General features: G+C 69.6%; 19 protein-coding genes and 1 pseudogene. 7 read left to right on the top strand and 13 right to left on the bottom strand.

The features are described from left to right. Positions 1-575, bottom strand: a pseudogene (locus tag DQP57_RS23425) (protein translocase subunit SecD); the annotation flags it as partial. A gap of 112 nt (positions 576-687) precedes the next feature. After that, entirely contained in the window at positions 688-1014 is a 327-nt protein-coding gene (yajC, locus tag DQP57_RS23430; RefSeq protein ID WP_112635013.1) for a preprotein translocase subunit YajC, read from the bottom strand. A 231-nt stretch (positions 1015-1245) separates the two neighbouring features. Here yajC and gabT point away from each other — a divergent pair, with 231 nt between their 5' ends. After that, the gene (gene gabT, locus DQP57_RS23435) at positions 1246-2586 is read left to right on the top strand and encodes a 4-aminobutyrate--2-oxoglutarate transaminase (protein ID WP_112635028.1); all 1341 of its coding nucleotides are present in this window, start codon (positions 1246-1248) and stop codon (positions 2584-2586) included. 152 nt (positions 2587-2738) lie between these two features. Beyond that, the gene (gene car, locus DQP57_RS23440; RefSeq protein ID WP_112635014.1) at positions 2739-6251 is read left to right on the top strand and encodes a carboxylic acid reductase; all 3513 of its coding nucleotides are present in this window, start codon (positions 2739-2741) and stop codon (positions 6249-6251) included. Positions 6252-6311: 60 nt separating this feature from the next. On the opposite strand, the gene DQP57_RS23445 is transcribed toward car, so the two are convergent. The 6 genes from DQP57_RS23445 to ruvC all read right to left on the bottom strand — a co-directional run bounded on the left by DQP57_RS23445 (position 6312) and on the right by ruvC (position 10800). After that, positions 6312-7001 carry a hypothetical protein gene (locus tag DQP57_RS23445; protein WP_112635015.1) on the bottom strand — a complete coding sequence of 230 codons (690 nt, stop codon included), beginning with the start codon at positions 6999-7001 and terminating at the stop codon, positions 6312-6314. Between the two features lie 132 nt (positions 7002-7133). Then, a complete protein-coding gene (locus tag DQP57_RS23450) occupies positions 7134-7517 on the bottom strand; it encodes a DUF1304 domain-containing protein (protein WP_112635016.1) in 384 nt (127 codons plus the stop codon). 120 nt (positions 7518-7637) lie between these two features. Next, positions 7638-8333, bottom strand: coding sequence for a hypothetical protein (locus DQP57_RS23455; RefSeq protein WP_205869215.1), 696 nt, complete (start codon positions 8331-8333; stop codon positions 7638-7640). A 255-nt stretch (positions 8334-8588) separates the two neighbouring features. Continuing rightward, the gene (gene ruvB / locus DQP57_RS23460; RefSeq protein ID WP_112635017.1) at positions 8589-9650 is read right to left on the bottom strand and encodes a Holliday junction branch migration DNA helicase RuvB; all 1062 of its coding nucleotides are present in this window, start codon (positions 9648-9650) and stop codon (positions 8589-8591) included. Beyond that, positions 9647-10249 carry a Holliday junction branch migration protein RuvA gene (ruvA, locus tag DQP57_RS23465; RefSeq protein ID WP_112635018.1) on the bottom strand — a complete coding sequence of 201 codons (603 nt, stop codon included), beginning with the start codon at positions 10247-10249 and terminating at the stop codon, positions 9647-9649. Before ruvA ends, ruvB begins: the two co-directional genes overlap by 4 nt. Further along, positions 10246-10800 (bottom strand): crossover junction endodeoxyribonuclease RuvC, encoded by a 555-nt coding sequence (gene ruvC / locus DQP57_RS23470; RefSeq protein WP_112635019.1) that lies wholly within the window; start codon positions 10798-10800, stop codon positions 10246-10248. The genes ruvA and ruvC overlap by 4 nt, the downstream gene beginning before the upstream one ends. Before the next feature lie 181 nt (positions 10801-10981). Here ruvC and DQP57_RS23475 point away from each other — a divergent pair, with 181 nt between their 5' ends. The 5 genes from DQP57_RS23475 to DQP57_RS23495 are packed head-to-tail and all read left to right on the top strand — an operon-like array spanning position 10982 to position 14601. After that, positions 10982-11593, top strand: coding sequence for a DUF4178 domain-containing protein (locus DQP57_RS23475; protein ID WP_112635020.1), 612 nt, complete (start codon positions 10982-10984; stop codon positions 11591-11593). Positions 11594-11610: 17 nt separating this feature from the next. Then, positions 11611-12105: a DUF2617 family protein gene (locus tag DQP57_RS23480; protein ID WP_205869216.1), complete on the top strand. Its 495-nt coding sequence runs from the start codon at positions 11611-11613 to the stop codon at positions 12103-12105. After that, positions 12102-12533: a DUF4247 domain-containing protein gene (locus tag DQP57_RS23485; RefSeq protein WP_112635030.1), complete on the top strand. Its 432-nt coding sequence runs from the start codon at positions 12102-12104 to the stop codon at positions 12531-12533. Before DQP57_RS23480 ends, DQP57_RS23485 begins: the two co-directional genes overlap by 4 nt. Positions 12534-12559: 26 nt before the next feature. Continuing rightward, complete coding sequence (locus tag DQP57_RS23490; RefSeq protein ID WP_112635022.1) at positions 12560-13015, top strand: DUF350 domain-containing protein; 456 nt, start codon at positions 12560-12562, stop codon at positions 13013-13015. After that, positions 13012-14601 (top strand): polyamine aminopropyltransferase, encoded by a 1590-nt coding sequence (locus tag DQP57_RS23495; RefSeq protein ID WP_240631863.1) that lies wholly within the window; start codon positions 13012-13014, stop codon positions 14599-14601. Before DQP57_RS23490 ends, DQP57_RS23495 begins: the two co-directional genes overlap by 4 nt. Here DQP57_RS23495 and DQP57_RS23500 read toward each other — a convergent pair whose 3' ends face one another. The 5 genes from DQP57_RS23500 to DQP57_RS23520 all read right to left on the bottom strand — a co-directional run. Continuing rightward, entirely contained in the window at positions 14602-15357 is a 756-nt protein-coding gene (locus DQP57_RS23500) for a YebC/PmpR family DNA-binding transcriptional regulator (RefSeq protein ID WP_112635023.1), read from the bottom strand. 101 nt (positions 15358-15458) lie between these two features. Next, a complete protein-coding gene (gene pdxT / locus DQP57_RS23505; RefSeq protein ID WP_112635024.1) occupies positions 15459-16049 on the bottom strand; it encodes a pyridoxal 5'-phosphate synthase glutaminase subunit PdxT in 591 nt (196 codons plus the stop codon). 7 nt (positions 16050-16056) lie between these two features. Next, entirely contained in the window at positions 16057-16896 is an 840-nt protein-coding gene (tesB, locus tag DQP57_RS23510) for an acyl-CoA thioesterase II (protein WP_112635025.1), read from the bottom strand. A gap of 10 nt (positions 16897-16906) precedes the next feature. Beyond that, complete coding sequence (pdxS, locus tag DQP57_RS23515; RefSeq protein WP_112635026.1) at positions 16907-17818, bottom strand: pyridoxal 5'-phosphate synthase lyase subunit PdxS; 912 nt, start codon at positions 17816-17818, stop codon at positions 16907-16909. Between the two features lie 69 nt (positions 17819-17887). Next, positions 17888-18618, bottom strand: a 731-nt coding sequence (locus tag DQP57_RS23520) for an NUDIX hydrolase (RefSeq protein WP_112635027.1), incomplete at its 5' end; no start/stop codon positions are given.

Here is an 18618-nt window from a genome sequence, read left to right on the forward strand (position 1 = left end):
GGCCGCGGCTGGGCACCCGGGTGAGCGGGCGCGGGAGCGGGCTGAGCTGGTGCCGGTGGCGCTGGAGCTGGCTGACAGGGGGCCGGTTGTCCCGGCGCGGGCTGACCGGGGGCCGGTTGCCCGGGAGCGGGTTGCCCGGGAGCGGGCTGACCCGGCGCGGGCTGACGCGGCGCCGGCTTGGGTTCGGCGCTCTGGGCCGGCATGGAGTTGAGCACCGGCCGGATGTAGAGCCGGGCGGTCTGGCCCAGGTTGCGCGCCTCGTTGCCGTCGTTTCCGGGCACCGTGATGATCAGGTTGTCGCCGTCGACCACGACCTCCGAACCGGAGACGCCGAGCCCGTTGACCCGGGCGCCGATGATCTGCTGGGCCTGCGCCAGCGCCTCGCGGCTGGGCTTCGACCCGTCCGGGGTGCGCGCGGTCAGCGTGACACGGGTGCCGCCCTGCAGGTCGATACCGAGCTTGGGCGCGGCTCGCTTGTCCCCGGTAAGAAACACCAACAGGTAGACGCCGACGAGCATTAATAAGAAGACCGACAGGTAGCGGGCAGGGTGCACCGGCGCCGAAGACGATGCCACGTTCCTTCTATCTCCTCGAATATCGGTTACTTACCCCGGACAGAGCCTACGTGGCCCCCGGTTGCCGGTTGCGCGAGCGGTCCGCCGGTTGAGCGAGCGGCGGGCGTCGCCGTCAGGAATCCTTGCTGATGGAGCCCTCGTCGGCGGAGTCGTCGCCGTCGGCCAGGTCGTCGTCCTCGTCGGGCAGGATCCGGTCACGGATCGCCAGCTTCATCCAGGTGGTCACCACCCCGGGCGCAATCTCCAAATCCACGTTGTCCTCGGTGATGTCGACGACGGTGGCCTGCAGGCCCGACGTGGTGTGCACCCGGTCGCCGGGACGCAATGACTCGTGCAGGTCGATGGTGGCCTGCATCGCACGCTTCTGTCGGCGCGATGCCAAGTACATGAACCCGCCCATGATGAGCAGGAACGGCAGGAACAGGATCAGACTCTGCATGGACGCGCCTGTCTTTCGTCGTAAATATTCTTGGGCATTACCTGGCACTACCAGGGTTGGGTGCCGGTAGGACGCAAGCGTCGCGCACCTCGTAACGGTCCAGTGTGCCCGTTCAGTCTGGCAGGCCACGCGTCGCGACCGACCGCCACGGTGCACGCAGTGCCCGCCGGGGTCAAGCTCGATAGGCTTTTGATGCGACGCGACGCGCGCGCCGCGGGGAGGAGTTTTGTGGTGGCCAGCCTCGAGCAGACCCGCCAGCTGGTCACCGAGATCCCCGGTCCGGCATCGCTGGAACTGACCAAGCGCCGGGCGGCCGCGGTGTCGCACGCGGTGAACGTGTCGGTGCCGGTGTTCGTGGCGCGCGCCGGCGGCGGAATCATCGAGGACGTCGACGGGAACCGGCTGATCGACCTGGGGTCCGGCATCGCGGTGACCACGATCGGCAACTCCGCCCCCCGGGTGGTCGAAGCGGTGCGCGCGCAGGTGGCCGAGTTCACCCACACCTGCTTCATGGTGACGCCGTACGAGTCCTACGTCGCCGTCGCCGAGACGCTCAACCGGATCACCCCGGGTTCGGGCGAGAAGCGCTCGGTGCTGTTCAACTCCGGCGCCGAGGCGGTGGAGAACGCCGTCAAGGTCGCGCGGGCATACACCCGCAAGCCCGCCGTGGTGGCGTTCAACCACGCCTACCACGGCCGCACCAACCTGGCCCTGGCGCTGACCGCCAAGTCGATGCCCTACAAGGGTGGCTTCGGCCCGTTCGCGCCGGAAATCTACCGCGCCCCGCTCTCCTACCCCTACCGCGACGGCCTGGTCGACAAGGAGCTGGCCACCGACGGGGAGAAGGCCGCCGCGCGCACCATCAGCGTCATCGACAGCCAGATCGGCGCCGACAGCCTGGCCGCCCTCATCATCGAGCCGATCCAGGGCGAGGGCGGCTTCATCGTGCCGGCCGAGGGCTTCCTGCCCACCCTGCAGGAGTGGTGCCACAAGAACGACGTGGTGTTCATCGCCGACGAGGTGCAGACCGGATTCGCGCGGTCGGGCGCCATGTTCGCGTGTGAGCACGAGGGCATCGAACCCGACCTGATCTGCACCGCTAAGGCCATCGCCGACGGCCTGCCGCTGTCGGCGGTCACCGGGCGTGCGCAGATCATGGACGCCCCGCAGGTCGGCGGCCTGGGTGGCACCTTCGGCGGAAACCCGCTGGCGTGCGCGGCGGCGCTGGCCACCATCGAGACGATCGAGAACGACGGCCTGATCGAGCGGGCCCAGCGGTTGGAACGCCTGATCACCGAACCGCTGCTGCGCCTGCAGGCGGCCGACGACCGGATCGGCGACGTGCGCGGTCGGGGCGCCATGATCGCCATCGAACTGGTGAAGCCGGGAACCGCCGAGCCCGACAAGGAACTGACCCAGAAGCTGACGGTCGCGGCCGCCGCCGCCGGCGTGATCGTGTTGACGTGCGGCATGTGGGGCAACATCATCCGGCTGCTGCCGCCGCTGACCATAAGCGACGAGCTGCTGGCCGAGGGCATCGAAGTCCTCGGCGGCCTGCTGCGCGACCTGTAGCCCAGAGGACGCATCCCGCCCGGCGTGTGCAATCTCACAAACACCACAAACGCCGGATCATGGTGGAATACCGTTACTTTAGCTAACGTTCTATATGCCAGCGCGGACAGCGCACATTTGACTCGCTAACTTTCATTTGCAAGGGATCCGTTATGTCGACTGCCATTCACGACGAAGAACTCGAGCGCCGCATCGAGCAACTCATTGCCAACGACCCCCAGTTCGCCGCCGCCCGACCGGACCCGGCGATCACCGCCGCCACCGAACAGCCCGGGCTGCGCCTGCCGCAGATCATCCGGACCGTGCTCGACGGGTACGCCGACCGGCCGGCGCTGGCGCAGCGCGCCGTGGAGTTCGTCAAGGACGCCAAGACCGGACGGAGGACCGCCGAGCTGCTCCCCCGCTTCGAGACCATCACGTATGGCGAACTCGGCGAACGGGTTTCGGCTCTCGGCCGCGCCTGGGCCAGCGACTCCGTGAGCCCCGGTGACCGGGTCTGCGTGCTGGGCTTCAACAGCGTCGACTACGCCACCATCGACATCGCGCTGGGCACCATCGGGGCCGTGTCGGTGCCGCTGCAGACCAGCGCGGCGGTCTCGTCGCTGCAGCCGATCGTGGCCGAGACCGAGCCCAGCCTGATCGCCTCGAGCGTCGATCAGCTGCCCGACGCCGTGGAGCTGATCCGCACCGGCGACCACGTGCCCGGCAAGCTCGTCGTGTTCGACTACCACCCCGAGGTCGACGACCAGCGTGACGCCGTGGACAGCGCGGTGGCCCGGCTGGCCGGCACCGACGTGGTCGTCGAAAAGCTGGCCGACGTGTTGCAGCGGGGTAAGGACCTGCCCGCGGTTCCCGAGCGGCAGACCGACGAGGACTCGCTCGCGCTGCTGATCTACACCTCCGGGAGCACCGGCGCCCCCAAGGGCGCGATGTACCCGCAGAGCAACGTCGGCAAGATGTGGCGGCGCGGCAGCAAGAACTGGTTCGGCGAGAGCGCCGCGTCGATCACCCTCAACTTCATGCCGATGAGCCACGTCATGGGACGCGGCATCCTCTACGGCACATTGGGCAATGGCGGCATCGCCTACTTCGTGGCCCGCAGCGACCTGTCCACCCTGCTCGAGGACCTCGAGTTGGTGCGGCCCACCGAGCTGAACTTCGTCCCGCGGATCTGGGAAACGCTGTACGGCGAATTCCAGCGCCAGGTCGAGCGTCGTCTGGCCGGCGGCGGCGACCGCGACGCGGTCGAGGCCGAGGTGCTGGCCGAACAGCGCGAGTACTTGCTGGGTGGGCGGTTCATCTTCGCGATGACGGGCTCCGCGCCCATCTCGCCGGAGTTGACGAAGTGGGCCGAGTCGCTGCTGCAGATGCACCTGATGGACGGCTACGGCTCGACCGAGGCCGGAATGGTGTTGTTCGACGGGGAGATTCAGCGGCCGCCGGTGATCGACTACAAGCTGGTCGACGTCCCGGACCTGGGTTACTTCAGCACCGACCGCCCGCATCCGCGCGGTGAGCTGTTGCTGCGGACCGACAACATGTTCCCCGGCTACTACAAGCGGGCCGAGACCACCGCCAACGTGTTCGACGAGGACGGGTACTACCGGACCGGCGACGTGTTCGCCGAGATCGCCCCGGACCGGCTGGTGTACGTCGACCGCCGCAACAACGTGCTCAAGCTCGCCCAGGGCGAGTTCGTCACGCTGGCCAAGCTGGAGGCGGTGTTCGGCAACAGCCCGTTGATCCGCCAGATCTACGTCTACGGCAACAGCTCGCAGCCCTACCTGTTGGCCGTGGTGGTCCCAACCGAAGAAGCCTTGGCGGACAACGACATCGAGTCGCTCAAGCCGAAGATCGCCGACTCGCTGCAGAAGGTCGCCAAAGAGACCGGCCTGCAGTCCTACGAGGTGCCGCGCGACTTCATCATCGAGACCACCCCATTCAGCCTGGAAAACGGTCTGCTGACCGGGATCCGCAAGCTGGCGTGGCCAAAGCTCAAGGCGCACTACGGTGAACGGCTCGAGCAGATCTACGCCGACCTGGCCGCCGGACAGGCCAACGAACTGGCCGAACTGCGCCGCAGCGGCGCGCAGGCGCCGGTGCTGCAGACCGTGGGCCGCGCCGCGGCCGCCATGCTGGGCGCGGCGGCGGGCGACCTGTCCCCCGACGCTCACTTCACCGATCTGGGTGGAGACTCGTTGTCGGCGTTGACATTCGGTAACCTGCTGCGCGAGATCTTCGACGTCGACGTGCCGGTGGGTGTCATCGTCAGCCCGGCCAACGACCTGGCAGCCATCGCCGCCTACATCGAGGCCGAGCGCCAGGGGTCCAAGCGGCCGACGTTCGCCGCCGTGCACGGGCGCGGCGCCACCACGGTGCGCGCCAGTGACCTCACGCTGGACAAGTTCCTCGACGAGGCCATCCTGGCCGGCGCGCCGAGCCTGCCCAAGCCGGCGACCGAGGTGCGCACGGTGCTGTTGACCGGAGCGACCGGCTTCCTGGGCCGCTACCTGGCGCTGGACTGGCTCGAGCGGATGGACATGGTCGACGGCAAGGTCATCGCCCTGGTTCGGGCCCGCACGGATGAAGAGGCGAGGAGTCGTCTCGACAAGACCTTCGACAGCGGCGATCCGAAACTGCTTGCGCACTACCAGGAGCTGGCCGCCGACCACCTCGAGGTCATCGCCGGCGACAAGGGCGAGGCCAACCTCGGCCTGGACCCCCAAACCTGGCAGCGACTGGCCGACGAGGTCGACATCATCGTCGACCCGGCGGCGCTGGTGAACCACGTGTTGCCCTACAGCGAGCTGTTCGGGCCCAACGCGCTGGGCACCGCGGAGCTGATCCGAATCGCGTTGACGTCCAAGCAGAAGCCGTACACCTACGTGTCGACGATCGGCGTGGGCGACCAGATCAAGCCGGGGGCGTTCGTCGAGAACGCCGACATCCGCCAGATCAGCGCCACCCGCGAGATCAACGACAACTACGCCAACGGCTACGGCAACAGCAAGTGGGCTGGCGAGGTGTTACTGCGCGAGGCGCACGACCTGTGCGGTCTGCCCGTCTCGGTGTTCCGCTGCGACATGATCCTGGCCGACACCACCTACGACGGCCAGCTCAACCTGCCGGACATGTTCACCCGGCTGATGCTGAGCCTGGTCGCCACCGGCATCGCGCCCGGTTCGTTCTACGAGCTCGACGCCGATGGCAACCGGCAGCGGGCGCACTACGACGGCCTGCCGGTCGAGTTCATCGCCGCGGCGATCTCGACACTGGGAACGCAGATCACCGACAGCGACACCGGGTTCCAGACCTACCACGTGATGAACCCGTACGACGACGGCATCGGTCTCGACGAGTACATCGACTGGCTGATCGAGGCCGGGTATTCGATCGAGCGCATCGCCGACTACTCGGAGTGGCTGCGGCGGTTCGAGACGTCGCTGCGGGCCCTGCCGGATCGGCAGCGTCAGTACTCGCTGCTGCCGCTGTTGCACAACTACCAGACGCCCGAGAAGCCGATCAACGGCTCGATGGCGCCCACCGATGTGTTCCGCGCGGCGGTGCAGGAAGCGAAAATCGGCCCCGACAAAGACATTCCGCATGTCACGGCGCCGGTCATCGTCAAGTACATCACCAACCTGCAGTTGCTCGGACTGCTCTAAGGGCACGAACGCAATCGCCCAGTCCCGTTGCGGGACTGGGCGATTCCTATCGATCGAGAACTACTGCTGCGGGTGCGGCCAGCGCAGGTAGGCCGCGTTAGCCCCGGTCCCCGCGCCGGCGCGGTTGCGGCGCCATCCGCGCTTGGGCTCGGCGTCGGCCGCCGATCGCGGCTTGGTCAGCGCGCCCGAGGAGACCTCGGCCGGCTCGTAGGCCGAATCCCGGTAGGGCTCGACACCCGCAGCGGCGGCGGGTTCGGCCGCCGCCGGATGCACGTCGCGGGCCAGGCGCACGGCCGTGCGGGCCAGCACGACCCCACCCACGAAAATGATGAGTGCGCCCAGGCCCGAGAAATAGGTGATCTCGAGCACCGCGCGCTTGCGTTCGGTCGCGGCGATCGGGTCACCGGCGGAGCCGATTCCCAACAACGGGGCGACCTGGCCGCCCACGACGAACCACGCGCCGGCCAGCACGGCCAGCCAGCCGCCCAGCATGGCGGCGACACGGTTTCCGGCGACGATCAACAACAGACCGCCGAGCACGGTGGCCGCGCCCGGCGCCACTTCCAGCCAGCCCCGGGCCGTGCTCCATGCCCAATCGCGGTCCGGTGTATAGGCGAAATTAAAGTGCGGACCAACAAACGGTATTAACGCCCCCCAAGCTCCCAAAATGACCAGGAGCAATCCGCTGACCGCGCCTCGCGAACGCGGCATACTCAGCCCGCGGGTTCGGCCGTCTTGTGCGTATTTCATGACATCCCCTCGTTGAATACCGGGTCTGATTTCCGGCCTGGGACGGTTACCCAGCGCCTTCCACTACTAACCCACGCGGCAAACGAAAGCCACCGCTAGCCGAGGCTTCTGGGGCCGGTGAGACTGCTGTTATTAGTGAAGGCCGAGCAACAACAGGACGATAGCGATCGCGGGAAACGTGCCCTGCATCGCCGCGGCGCGGGCCTTGTCGCGCGCGGACGCGACCAGCACCACCGCCGCCGCGGCCATCGACCCGACGCCGGCGAAGATCAACGCGGCGCCAATGCCCTTGTGCCCCAACACAACCGCGACGATGCCTACGCCGGTGACGATGGCCAGGAACAGGTTGTAGAAGCCTTGGTTGAAGGCCAGCGCTTTGGTGGTTTCGGCTTCGGCGGCGGTGGTGCCGAAGGTGGCGCGGGTGCGCGGCGAGGTCCAGGTCAACGATTCGATCACAAAGATGTAGACGTGCAGCAACGCCGCCAGCGCGGCGAACACCAATCCGGCGGCGATCATCGCTCCTCCTCGCTGTTCGGGCGCCGGTGAACTCTACCGATCACGGGTTGACCGGACCAGCCCGACACGGCAAGGCCCCGGTAGCCGAGAGGGCTGCCGGGGCCTTGCCGTCTTGGTGCGCTAGGCGCCCGCGTGGTGGTGCCGGTGGAACAGGCCACCGCCGCCGCCGGTGCGCCGGCGGAACAGGCCACCGCCGGTGCGTCCGCGGGTCTCCGGTTCGGCCGCAACGGCGTCGGTCCGCGCCGGCGTTCCGCCGCGGGTCTCGTCGTACATGGCCGGTTGGGCGGCCGGCACGGCCTCGCCCGCGACCGGCGCCGGGTGGGTTACCACGACGTCGCGCGCGTGCCGCACGGCCAGCCGCGCCACCGCGGCTCCGCCCAGGAACACGATCAGGGCGCCCAGACCGGTGAAGTAGGTGACCTCGAGCAGGGCACGTTTGAGGTCCGTCGCCGCCATCGGCTGGCCGACGTCGCCGATCCCGAGCGTCGGCGCGAACGCGCGGCCAACCACGAACCAGGCGCCGCCGACGACCGCCAGCCAACCGCCGAACACGGCGCTGGCCCGATTGCCGGACATGAGCACCAGCAGGCCGCCCACCGCCGCCGCGACCCCGGGGAGCACCTCCAGCCAGCCTTTGGCCGTGGTCCACGTCCATGCCGGGTCCGCCGAGTACGCCCAGTCGATGTTGGGCCCGAAGAACGGCACCAGCGCGCCCCACGCACCCAACAGAATCAGGAGTAGTCCGGTTAGCGCGCCGCGGGTACGTGGCATGTACAGCGCGCGGGGTCGGTCGTAGTCGTCGCTCGTGGTCCTCATCGGAACCTCCTTCAACAGGTATCGCTGCTGTGAGGCTGGTTACCCGGCGATGCCGGGGTGTAACCGGTCGACGGGCGCGCGCGTGTTTGCTGGGGCCCTCCGGGCCGGGGCGCTGGTGGCCCGCCCGGCGGCGGGCCACCGCCGGTGTAGCCGGTCTGACCAGGGCGGAGGCCGCGCCGGGCGAACGCCCGGCCCGCGCGCGGGGCAAAGGTCACGATTTGGCCGCGAAATGCCCGCGGGGCGACGAACCACCCGTCAGTCGAACAGGCCGGCTTGGCCCAGGCCGGTGACCCCGGCCGGCGGGGCCATGCCGAGGTGCGTCCACGCCTGGGCGGTGGCCACCCGGCCCCGCGGCGTGCGCGCGACCATGCCGGCGCGGACCAGGAACGGCTCGCACACCTCCTCGACGGTGGTGGCCTCCTCGCCCACCGCCACCGCCAGCGTCGACACCCCGACCGGGCCGCCGCCGAAGCTGCGGGTCAGCGCCGACAGCACCGCGCGGTCCAGCCGGTCCAGGCCCAGCTCGTCGACGTCGTACACCGCCAGCGCGGCCTTGGCGACGTCGCGGGTGATCACGCCGTCGGCGCGCACCTCGGCGAAGTCGCGCACCCGGCGCAGCAACCGGTTGGCGATCCGCGGTGTCCCGCGCGAACGCCGGGCGATCTCCTCGGCCGCATCGTCGCCCAGTTCGATGCCCAGAATCCCGGCGGAGCGGGCCAGCACCCGCTCCAGCTCCGAGGGCTCGTAGAAGTCCATGTGCGCGGTGAAACCGAACCGGTCCCGCAGCGGGCCGGTCAGCGCGCCGGACCGGGTGGTCGCCCCGACCAGCGTGAACGGCGCCACTTCCAGGGGAATCGACGTCGCCCCGGGGCCCTTGCCGACCACCACGTCGACCCGGAAGTCCTCCATCGCCAGGTACAGCATCTCCTCGGCGGGCCGGGCGATGCGGTGAATCTCGTCGATGAACAGCACGTCGTGCTCGACCAGGTTGGACAGCATCGCCGCCAGGTCACCGGCGCGTTCCAGCGCGGGCCCGGACGTCAGCCGCAGCGAGGACCCCAGCTCGGCGGCGATGATCATCGCCAGCGACGTCTTGCCCAGCCCCGGCGGCCCGGACAACAGAATGTGATCCGGTGTGCCGCCACGGTTTTTGGCGCCCTCGATGACCAGCTGCAGCTGTTCGCGCACCCGCGGCTGGCCGATGAACTCGCGCAGCGAGCGCGGACGCAGGCTGACGTCGATGTCGCCCTCGCCGGGGGCCAGCGCGGCGGAGACCTCCCGATCGGCGTGGTCGTCCCCGAAGTCGTGCGGGCTCATCGGGACTTGCCCAGCAGCGACAGGGCGGCGCGCAGGGCGCCCGACGTGGTGGCGTCATGGTCGGCGGCCAGCACCTTGTCGGTGGCTTCCTCGGCCTGCTTGGCGGCGAACCCGAGCCCCACCAGCGCCTCCACCACCGGACCGCGCACGGCGTGGCCGTTGAGCGCCGCGCCCGGCGACGCTCCCCCGGGGGCCGCGCCGGCGCCGACCTTGTCGCGCAGTTCCAGCACCATGCGTTCGGCGCTGCGCTTACCGATGCCGGGCACCCGGGTGAGCGCGGTGACGTCGCCGTCGTGCAGCGCCTGGCGCAGCGCCCCGGCGTCGTGCACCGCCAGAGTCGCCATCGCCAGCCGGGGCCCCACCCCGGACACCGACAGCAGCGTCAGGAACAGGTCGCGGGTCTCGGTGTCGGTGAAGCCGTACAGGGTCATCGAGTCCTCGCGGACGATCATCGCGGTGATCAGCCGCGCCTCGGTCCCGGCGCGCAAGGTGGACAGCGTCGACGGGGTCGCGTTCACCCGGTAGCCGACGCCGGCGGCCTCGATCACCACATGATCGAGCGCCACCTCGAGGACCTCGCCGCGCACCGAGGCGATCATCGCGCGGCCTTCAGCTTGGCCTTGTATTTCTCGCGCTGCTCGGCGGCCATCGCCTCGGCCGCGGCCATCCGGGCGAGCATCGGTGCCCGCCAGCAATGACAAATCGCCAGGGCCAGCGCGTCGGCGGCATCGGCCGGTGACGGTTTGGCTTGCAGCGCAAGGATTCTGGTGACCATCGCGGTGACTTGCGCCTTGTCGGCGGCGCCGTTGCCGGTGACCGCGGCCTTGACCTCGCTGGGGGTGTGGAAGTGCACGTCGATGCCGCGTTTGGCCGCCGCCAGTGCGACCACGCCGCCGGCCTGGGCGGTGCCCATCACCGTCGACACGTTCAGTTGGGAGAACACCCGCTCGACCGCCACGACGTCCGGTTGGTGGGTGGACAGCCAGTGCTCGACGGCATCGCTGATTTTGAGCAGCCGCTCGGCGAGCGGCGCGTCCGACGGCGTGCGCACCACGTCGACGTCCAGCGCCACGACCGTGCGACCACGCCCGCTTTCCACGACCGACAGACCGCATCGGGTCAGGCCGGGATCGACGCCCATCACCCGCATTACCCGCTCCCACCTAGTAGAACAGCTGTTCGATACCCTAGCGGCCGGCGCCGACGGTCCCGGGTAGGACACGCGGCGGCCGCCGCCGATTCCCGGCGCGACGTTACGGCGCCGAACCCGCGAAAAAGCTGTTAGCTTTAGCCCACGTTCGCTCGAGACAGGTGGCAACGAAGGGGTTGGCGTGGGATCTCTGCTGGTCATGATCGCCGTGGTGCTCTTCATCGCGTCCATCGTGGTGTTGGTGGTGGCTTTGCGGCGACCCAAGCAGCCGGCCCAGCGGGCCGGGCGGCAGGATCCGCTCGCCTCCGACGCGATGCCGCAGTTCGGGCCGCGCCAGCTCGGGCCCGGCGCGATCGTCAGCTACGGCGGCACCGACTACATCGTGCGCGGCTCGGTCACCTTCCGCGAGGGCCCCTTCGTGTGGTGGGAACACCTGCTGGAGGGTGGCGACCAGCCGCTCTGGTTCAGCGTCGAGGAGGACGACGGCCGGCTGGAACTCGCGCTGTGGGTGACCCGCAAGGACGTGCCGCTGCGGCCCGGCGACCCCTACGTCGTCGACGGCGTGATGTTCCACGAGTCCGAACGCGGCCGCGCCTCCTACACCACCGAGGGCACCACCGGCCTGCCGGCCGGCGGCGAGATGGAGTTCGTCGACTGCACCAACGACGACGAGTCGGCGCTGCTCTCGTTCGAGCGCTGGGCGCCGGACATGCCCTGGGAGGTCTCGACGGGCAAGTCCGTCTCACCGGGCGAAATCACCGTCTATTCGGCGCCCCCACCCAGCCCGGCGTAGCGCAGCAGGTCTCTTCGGTGCCCCTTCATCAGCTCACCGTGACCCCGGCCGACGTATCCGGCGAACGGCTCGGGCTCGCGCTCAACGCGCCCGTGCCCACGCCGCTGGTCAGCTGCAGGCTGGACCACCCCGGCGGCGGCGCGGCGCTGCTGCTCGGGGTGCTCGGCGCCTCCCACGTCGTCGCGGTGGAGCGCGCGTTCTCGGAGGAAATCTCCTGCACCGCACGCAATCTCGGCGCCGACTTGCCCGAGCGCACGGACGCGCCCGGCTATTGCCTGCGGTCGCGCACCGACACCCACGACGAGGCGAGCTTTCGCCGGCTCGCACAGGACCTGCGCGACCGGTGCGCCGGGGCGGGCTGGCTCGGCGGCACGTTCCCCGGCGATGACGCCGCGCTCACGGTGCTGGCCGCCGAACCCGACGGCGCCGGCTGGCGCTGGCAGACCTGGCACCTCTACCCGGGGCGTGGCGGCGGAACGGTGGTCCACACGGCCAGCCGGTGGCGCCCGTGAGCCGCAACCGCCTGTTCGTGATCGCCGGTGTGCTCGGCGCCGCCGGCGTGACGTGCCTGATCTTCGGAATCATCTTGCTGCAGAAGAACATTGCGTCCTATGTCGCCGGCCACTATCACGAGTACGCCCGCGACGTGAACGGGACTCGTTACCAGTGCTCCGGGTCGCCCGACCAGGTGGCCGACACCCTCGCCGACTATGCAGCACCGGACGCGCGAGCCGACAACGGCAAAACCGAGTACCTGCGCTACAACAACAACATCGTGATCGTCGGCCCCGACGGCACTTACCCCTGCAGCATTCGCGTCGAACCGCTGAGCGCCGGATACAGCCACGGCGCGTTCATCTTCCTCGGCCCCGGATTTTCCCCGGGATCCCCGTCGGGCGGTGCCGGAGGCACCCCCGGCGGCCCCGGCGGAACCAAGTGACTCCCACCACCGCAAAGGAGAGCACCATGTACCTCGCCGTCGAGATCGGCACCGTCGACCTCAATCCCGTGCTGAAGGGTGCGGTCGCCACCATCCTGTATTTCGGAGTCGGCATGGCCGTCCTGCTGGTCGGGTTCTACGCGGTCGACGTGCTGACCCCCGGCAAGCTGCGCCAGCTGGTGTTCATCGACCGCCGGCCCAACGCGGTCGTGGTCGCCGGCGCGATGTACATCGCCCTGACGGTCGTGATCATCACCGCGATCGTCAACAGCTACAGCCAGCTGGGCCAGGGCCTGCTCGGGGTGGCGGTGTACGGGTTGATGGGCGTGATCCTGCTGGGCTTCGCGCTGTTGACCATGCACCTGCTGATACCGGGCAGTTTTCACGAGCACATCGACGAGCCCGAGCTGCACCCGGGATCGTTCGCGGTGGCGCTGATACTGCTCGCCGTGGGAGGGGTGACCGCCGCGGCGGTGTCATGAGCGCGGTCACGCCGGCGGGCGCGGTGCGCACGCCCGAGGCGACGCCACCCGCGGCGGTGTCCGGGCGGTGGCGGGCGCTGTTGCTGGCCGCCGTGGCGGCCTGCGCGGCGTGCGGCATCATCTACGAGCTCGCGCTGCTGACGCTGTCGGCCAGCCTGGACGGCGGCGGGATCGTCGCCACCTCGCTGATCGTCGCGGGCTACATCGCCGCGCTGGGCGTGGGCGCCCTGGTGGTCAAGCCCCTGCTGGCGCACGCCGCGATCACCTTCATCACCGTCGAGGCGCTGCTTGGCATCGTCGGCGGCCTGTCGGCGGCGGCGCTGTACGTGGTGTTCGCGTTCCTGGATGGGTCGGTCGGATCGACGTGGGTGCTGGCGGTGAGCACGGCGCTGATCGGCGGCCTGGTCGGCGCCGAGGTACCGCTGCTGATGACGCTGCTGCAAAGTGGCCGGGTAGCCGCCGCGACCGACGCCGGGCGGACGCTCGCCAACCTCAACGCCGCCGACTACCTGGGCGCGCTGCTGGGCGGGCTGGTCTGGCCGTTCCTGCTGTTGCCGCACCTGGGGATGATCCGCGGCGCGGCGGCCACCGGCATGATCAACCTGGCGGCCGCGGCCGTCGTGGCGGTTTTCCTGCTGCGCCAGGTGGTTTCGATGCGGCAGCTGGTGCTGGCGCTGTGCGCGCTGGCCGCCGCCGCGGCGCTGCTGGCCAGCTTGCTGCTGCGCTCGGCCGATATCGAAACCACAAGCAGGCAAAGGCTTTACGCCGACCCGATCATCGCCTACCGGCACACGGCCTATCAGGAGATCGTGGTGACCCGCCGCGGCAACGACACCCGGCTGTATCTGGACGGCGGGCTCCAGTTCTCCACCCGCGACGAATACCGCTACACCGAGAGCCTCGTCTACCCCGCGCTTGGCGACGGCGCCCGTTCAGTGCTGGTGCTCGGCGGCGGTGACGGCCTGGCGGCCCGCGAATTGCTCCGCGTCCCAGGCATTTCCAAGATCGTGCAGGTCGAGCTCGACCCCGCGGTGATCGACATCGCGCGCACCACGCTGCGCACCGCGAACGGCGGTTCGCTGGACAACCCGCGGGTGGCCGTGGTGACCGAGGACGCGATGAACTGGTTACGCCGACCAAACCTGGACCGCTTCGACGCGGTCATCGTCGACCTTCCCGACCCCGACACCCCGGTGCTGGGCCGGCTGTATTCAACGGAGTTCTACGCGCTGATCGCCCGCGCGCTCGCCCCCGGCGGGCTGATGGTGGTGCAGGCGGGCAGCCCCTTTTCCACCCCGACGGCGTACTGGCGCACGGTGTCGACGATCCGCGCCGCCGGCTACGCCGTCACGCCGTATCACGTGCACGTCCCGACGTTCGGCGACTGGGGATTCGCCCTGGCCCAGCGCTCCGACAGCGCCCCCGCGCCGAGGGTGCCCACGAACGCGCCCCCGCTGCGCTTCCTCAACCAGCGGGTGCTCGACGCCGCGGGCGTATTCTCCGGCGACATCGGCCCGCGGCCGGTGGAGCCGTCGACCCTGGACAATCCGCGCATCGTCGAGGACATGCGGCACGGCTACGACTAGTTACTCCGAGTCGAGCGCGGCCAGCACCTCGTCGGACAGGTCGACGTTGGTCCAGACGTTCTGCACGTCGTCGCTGTCTTCCAGCGCGTCGACCAGCTTGAACACCTTGCGGGCGCCCTCGACGTCGACCGGCACGCTGACCGAGGGCTGGAAGCTGGCCTCGGCGGACTCGTAGTCGATGCCGGCGTCCTGCAGGGCGGTGCGCACCGCGACCAGGTCGGTCGGCTCGGAGATGATCTCGAAGCTGTCGCCGAGGTCGTTGACGTCCTCGGCGCCGGCGTCCAGCACCGCCGTCAGCACGTCGTCCTCGGTCAGGCCGTTCTTCTCCAGCGTGACGACGCCCTTGCGGGTGAACAGGTAGGACACCGAGCCGGGGTCGGCCATGTTGCCGCCGTTGCGGGTCACCGCCACCCGGACCTCGCCGGCCGCGCGGTTGCGGTTGTCGGTCAGGCACTCGATCAGCACCGCCACACCGTTGGGCCCGTAGCCCTCGTACATGATGGTCTGGTAGTCGGCGCCACCGGCTTCCTCGCCGGCGCCGCGTTTGCGGGCGCGCTCGATGTTGTCGTTGGGCACCGACGTCTTCTTCGCCTTCTGGATGGCGTCGTACAGCGTCGGGTTGCCCGCCGGGTCACCACCGCCGGTACGGGCGGCGACCTCGATGTTCTTGATCAGCCGGGCGAACTCCTTGCCGCGGCGCGCGTCTTTGACGGCCTTCTGGTGCTTGGTGGTGGCCCACTTGGAATGGCCGCTCATCGCTGTCCTATCTGAAAGTCCTCTTGTTTTTGTGGCCAGACGAGTCTACGTGGACGCCTGCGGTGGGTGCCGCCGTGGCTGGCGGGCAAGCGGGTCGGTCGTCAGCCTGTGACGAGGTCGACGAACAGGTGGTGGATGCGCCGATCGCCGGTCATCTCGGGGTGAAACGCCGTGGCCAGGTTGCGCCCTTGCCGCACGGCGACGACGTGCCCGGCCGCGGTGGCCAGCACCTCGACGCCGTCACCCGCGCGTTCGACCCACGGCGCGCGGATGAATACCGCGCGCACCGGATCGCTCAGCCCCACGAACGGGATGTCACCCTCGAACGAGTCGACCTGTCGCCCAAAAGCGTTGCGCCGCACCGTCATGTCGATCGCACGCAACGGCAGCGCCTCGCGCCCGCCCGCGCCGGCGTCCAAGATCTCGCTGGCGAGCAGGATCATCCCGGCGCACGCGCCGTAGGCGGGCAGCCCGTCGGCCAGCAGGCCGCGCAACGGCTCCAGCAGCCCGAGATCGAGCAGCAGATGGCTCATGGTCGTCGATTCGCCCCCGGGGATGACCAGCCCGTCAACCGACTCGAGCTCGCCGCGCCGGCGCACCGGCATCGACTCGGCGCCGGCCTCGCGCAGCGCGGCGAGGTGCTCGCGGGTGTCGCCCTGCAACGCCAGGACGCCGATCCGGGGATCAGTCACAGCGCGCTCACGTCGGCGTGTATCCGCGCTTGAAGCGGGTCAGCCCCTCCTGCATGACCGCCGCGACCATCTCACCGGACTGGGTGAAGATCTTGCCCTGGCACAGCGAGCGGCCGCCGCTGGCCGACGGCGAGCTCTGGTCGTAGAGCAGCCACTCGTCGGCCCGGAACGCCCGCATGAACCACATCGCGTGGTCCAGCGACGCCACCTGCAGGTGCTCGCGCACGTCGAGGTGGGTGACCTGGGCCGATCCCAGCAGCGTCAGGTCGCTCATGTAGGCCAGCGCGCAGATGTGCAGCACCGGGTCGTCCGGCAGCGGATCGCGGTGACGGAACCACACCTGCTGCTGGGAAGCCTTGCCCGGCAACAGGTGCAGACGATCGCGCGGCACGATGCAGACGTCCCACTCCTCGAACTGCTTGAATCCGGCGTCGTCGAAGACCTTGATCGAATCCAGCCCGGGCAGGCCGTCCGGCGGCGGCGCGGCCGGCATCGGGTCCTGGTGGTGAATCCCCTCCTGGTCGGTCTGGAAGGACGCGCCCATGCTGAAGATGATTTCGCCGTGCTGGATGGCGTTAACGCGGCGGGTGGCGAACGAGCCGCCGTCGCGGGTGCGTTCGACGATGAAGACCGTGCGCTCCTTGGCGTCCCCGGGGCGCAGGAAATACCCGTGCAGCGAGTGCACCTGGTAGCGGGGGTCGACGGTGCGCACCGCCGACACCAGCGACTGGCCGGCTACATGGCCGCCGAACGTGCGCTGCAGGAATCCCGACTCTGGGCTGAAGATGCTGCCCCGGTAGATGTTGACCTCGAGTTGCTCGAGATCAAGTATCTCTTCAATCGCCACGGAGAAGTTTTTACCAGCCGCGTTCGGCCAGCCGATGCGGCTCCGCGATCTGCTCGACGTTGATGCCGACCATCGCCTCGCCCAGCCCGCGCGACACCTTGGCCAGCACGTCGGGGTCGTCGTAGAAGGTGGTCGCCTTGACGATCGCGGCGGCGCGCGCGGCGGGGTCCCCGGACTTGAAGATGCCCGAGCCCACGAACACCCCCTCGGCGCCGAGCTGCATCATCATCGCCGCGTCCGCCGGGGTGGCGATGCCGCCCGCGGTGAACAGCGTGACCGGCAGCTTGCCCGCCCGGGCCACCTCCACGACCAGATCATAGGGCGCCTGCAATTCCTTTGCGGCGACGTACAATTCGTCTTCGGACAGCGACGTCAGGCGGCGGATCTCGCCACCGATGGCGCGCATGTGGGTGGTCGCGTTGGAGACATCGCCGGTGCCGGCCTCACCCTTGGAGCGGATCATCGCCGCGCCCTCGCTGATGCGTCGCAGCGCTTCGCCGAGGTTGGTGGCGCCACACACGAACGGCACGGTGAACTTCCACTTGTCGATGTGGTGGGTGTAGTCCGCCGGGGTGAGCACCTCGGACTCGTCGACGTAGTCCACGCCGAGGCTTTGCAGGATCTGGGCCTCGACGAAGTGGCCGATGCGGGCCTTGGCCATCACCGGGATGGTCACGGCGGCGATGATGCCTTCGATCATGTCCGGGTCGCTCATCCGCGACACCCCGCCCTGGGCGCGGATGTCGGCGGGCACCCGTTCCAGCGCCATGACGGCGACGGCGCCGGCGGCCTCGGCGATCTTGGCCTGCTCGGGGGTGACGACGTCCATGATGACGCCGCCCTTGAGCATCTCGGCCATGCCGCGCTTGACGCGCGCCGTCCCGGTTCGCCCGTTGCCGTTCGGGGGGTGGGCGGTATTCACTGCTTGATCTCCTTCAACCGTTGTCGACCCAGTCTAATGAGGCGCTTTGGCCGCGTTGACCCCGCGCAGTCAGCGGATGGACAGCAGCGGCCCGGGAGCGCGGCCGCCGGCGAGCGCGGCCGCGTCGGTGAGCAGTCCGGATAGCTGCATGGGATACACCGTCTCCCCCGCCGCGACCAGCTGCGCGATGTCAGCAGCGTCACACCAGCGGTGGCCGTGGATGTAGCTGCGTTCCAGTTCGGTTCGGCCGGTGCGCGACGGGTCGAACCGCTGGGTGCGGTAGACGAAGTAGAACTCCTCGCTGTCGATCAGCGCACCGTTGAACTCGAAGACCTCGTCGCGCCGCCACACGGGCCCGATCATCTCGGCGGGCGCGACCCGCAGCCCGGTTTCCTCGGCCAGCTCCCGCGCGGCGGCCTCGGCCAGCCGCTCCCCTTGCTGCACTTCGCCGCCCACCGTGAACCACCATTTCGGCGCGTGCCGGTCGGCGAGCGCGGGGTCCGACCCGCACAGCAGCAGCACCGCGCCGGTGTCGTCGAGCAGCACGACGCGCGCCGAGGTGCGGTGGTTGAGGACGCCGTGATCGCCGTGCGCCAGCGCGTGCGGGCGCTCGACGATCTCGAAATAGCTGGGCAGCGCGGCGGTCCCGCCCAGGTGGAACAGCCGCACCAGGGGACGTTCGGCCAGCGCCAGGGTGTCGCGGACCGCGTCGTTGTGGAAGCGGCGGGCCAGCACCACCCGGGCCTCGGCGTCGGCCAGCTCGGCGATCAGCCCGGCCGGCAGCGACGCCGGGTCGACGA

The sequence above is a fragment of the Mycobacterium colombiense genome (genome assembly GCF_003284935.1).
Lineage (GTDB): Bacteria > Actinomycetota > Actinomycetes > Mycobacteriales > Mycobacteriaceae > Mycobacterium > Mycobacterium arosiense_A.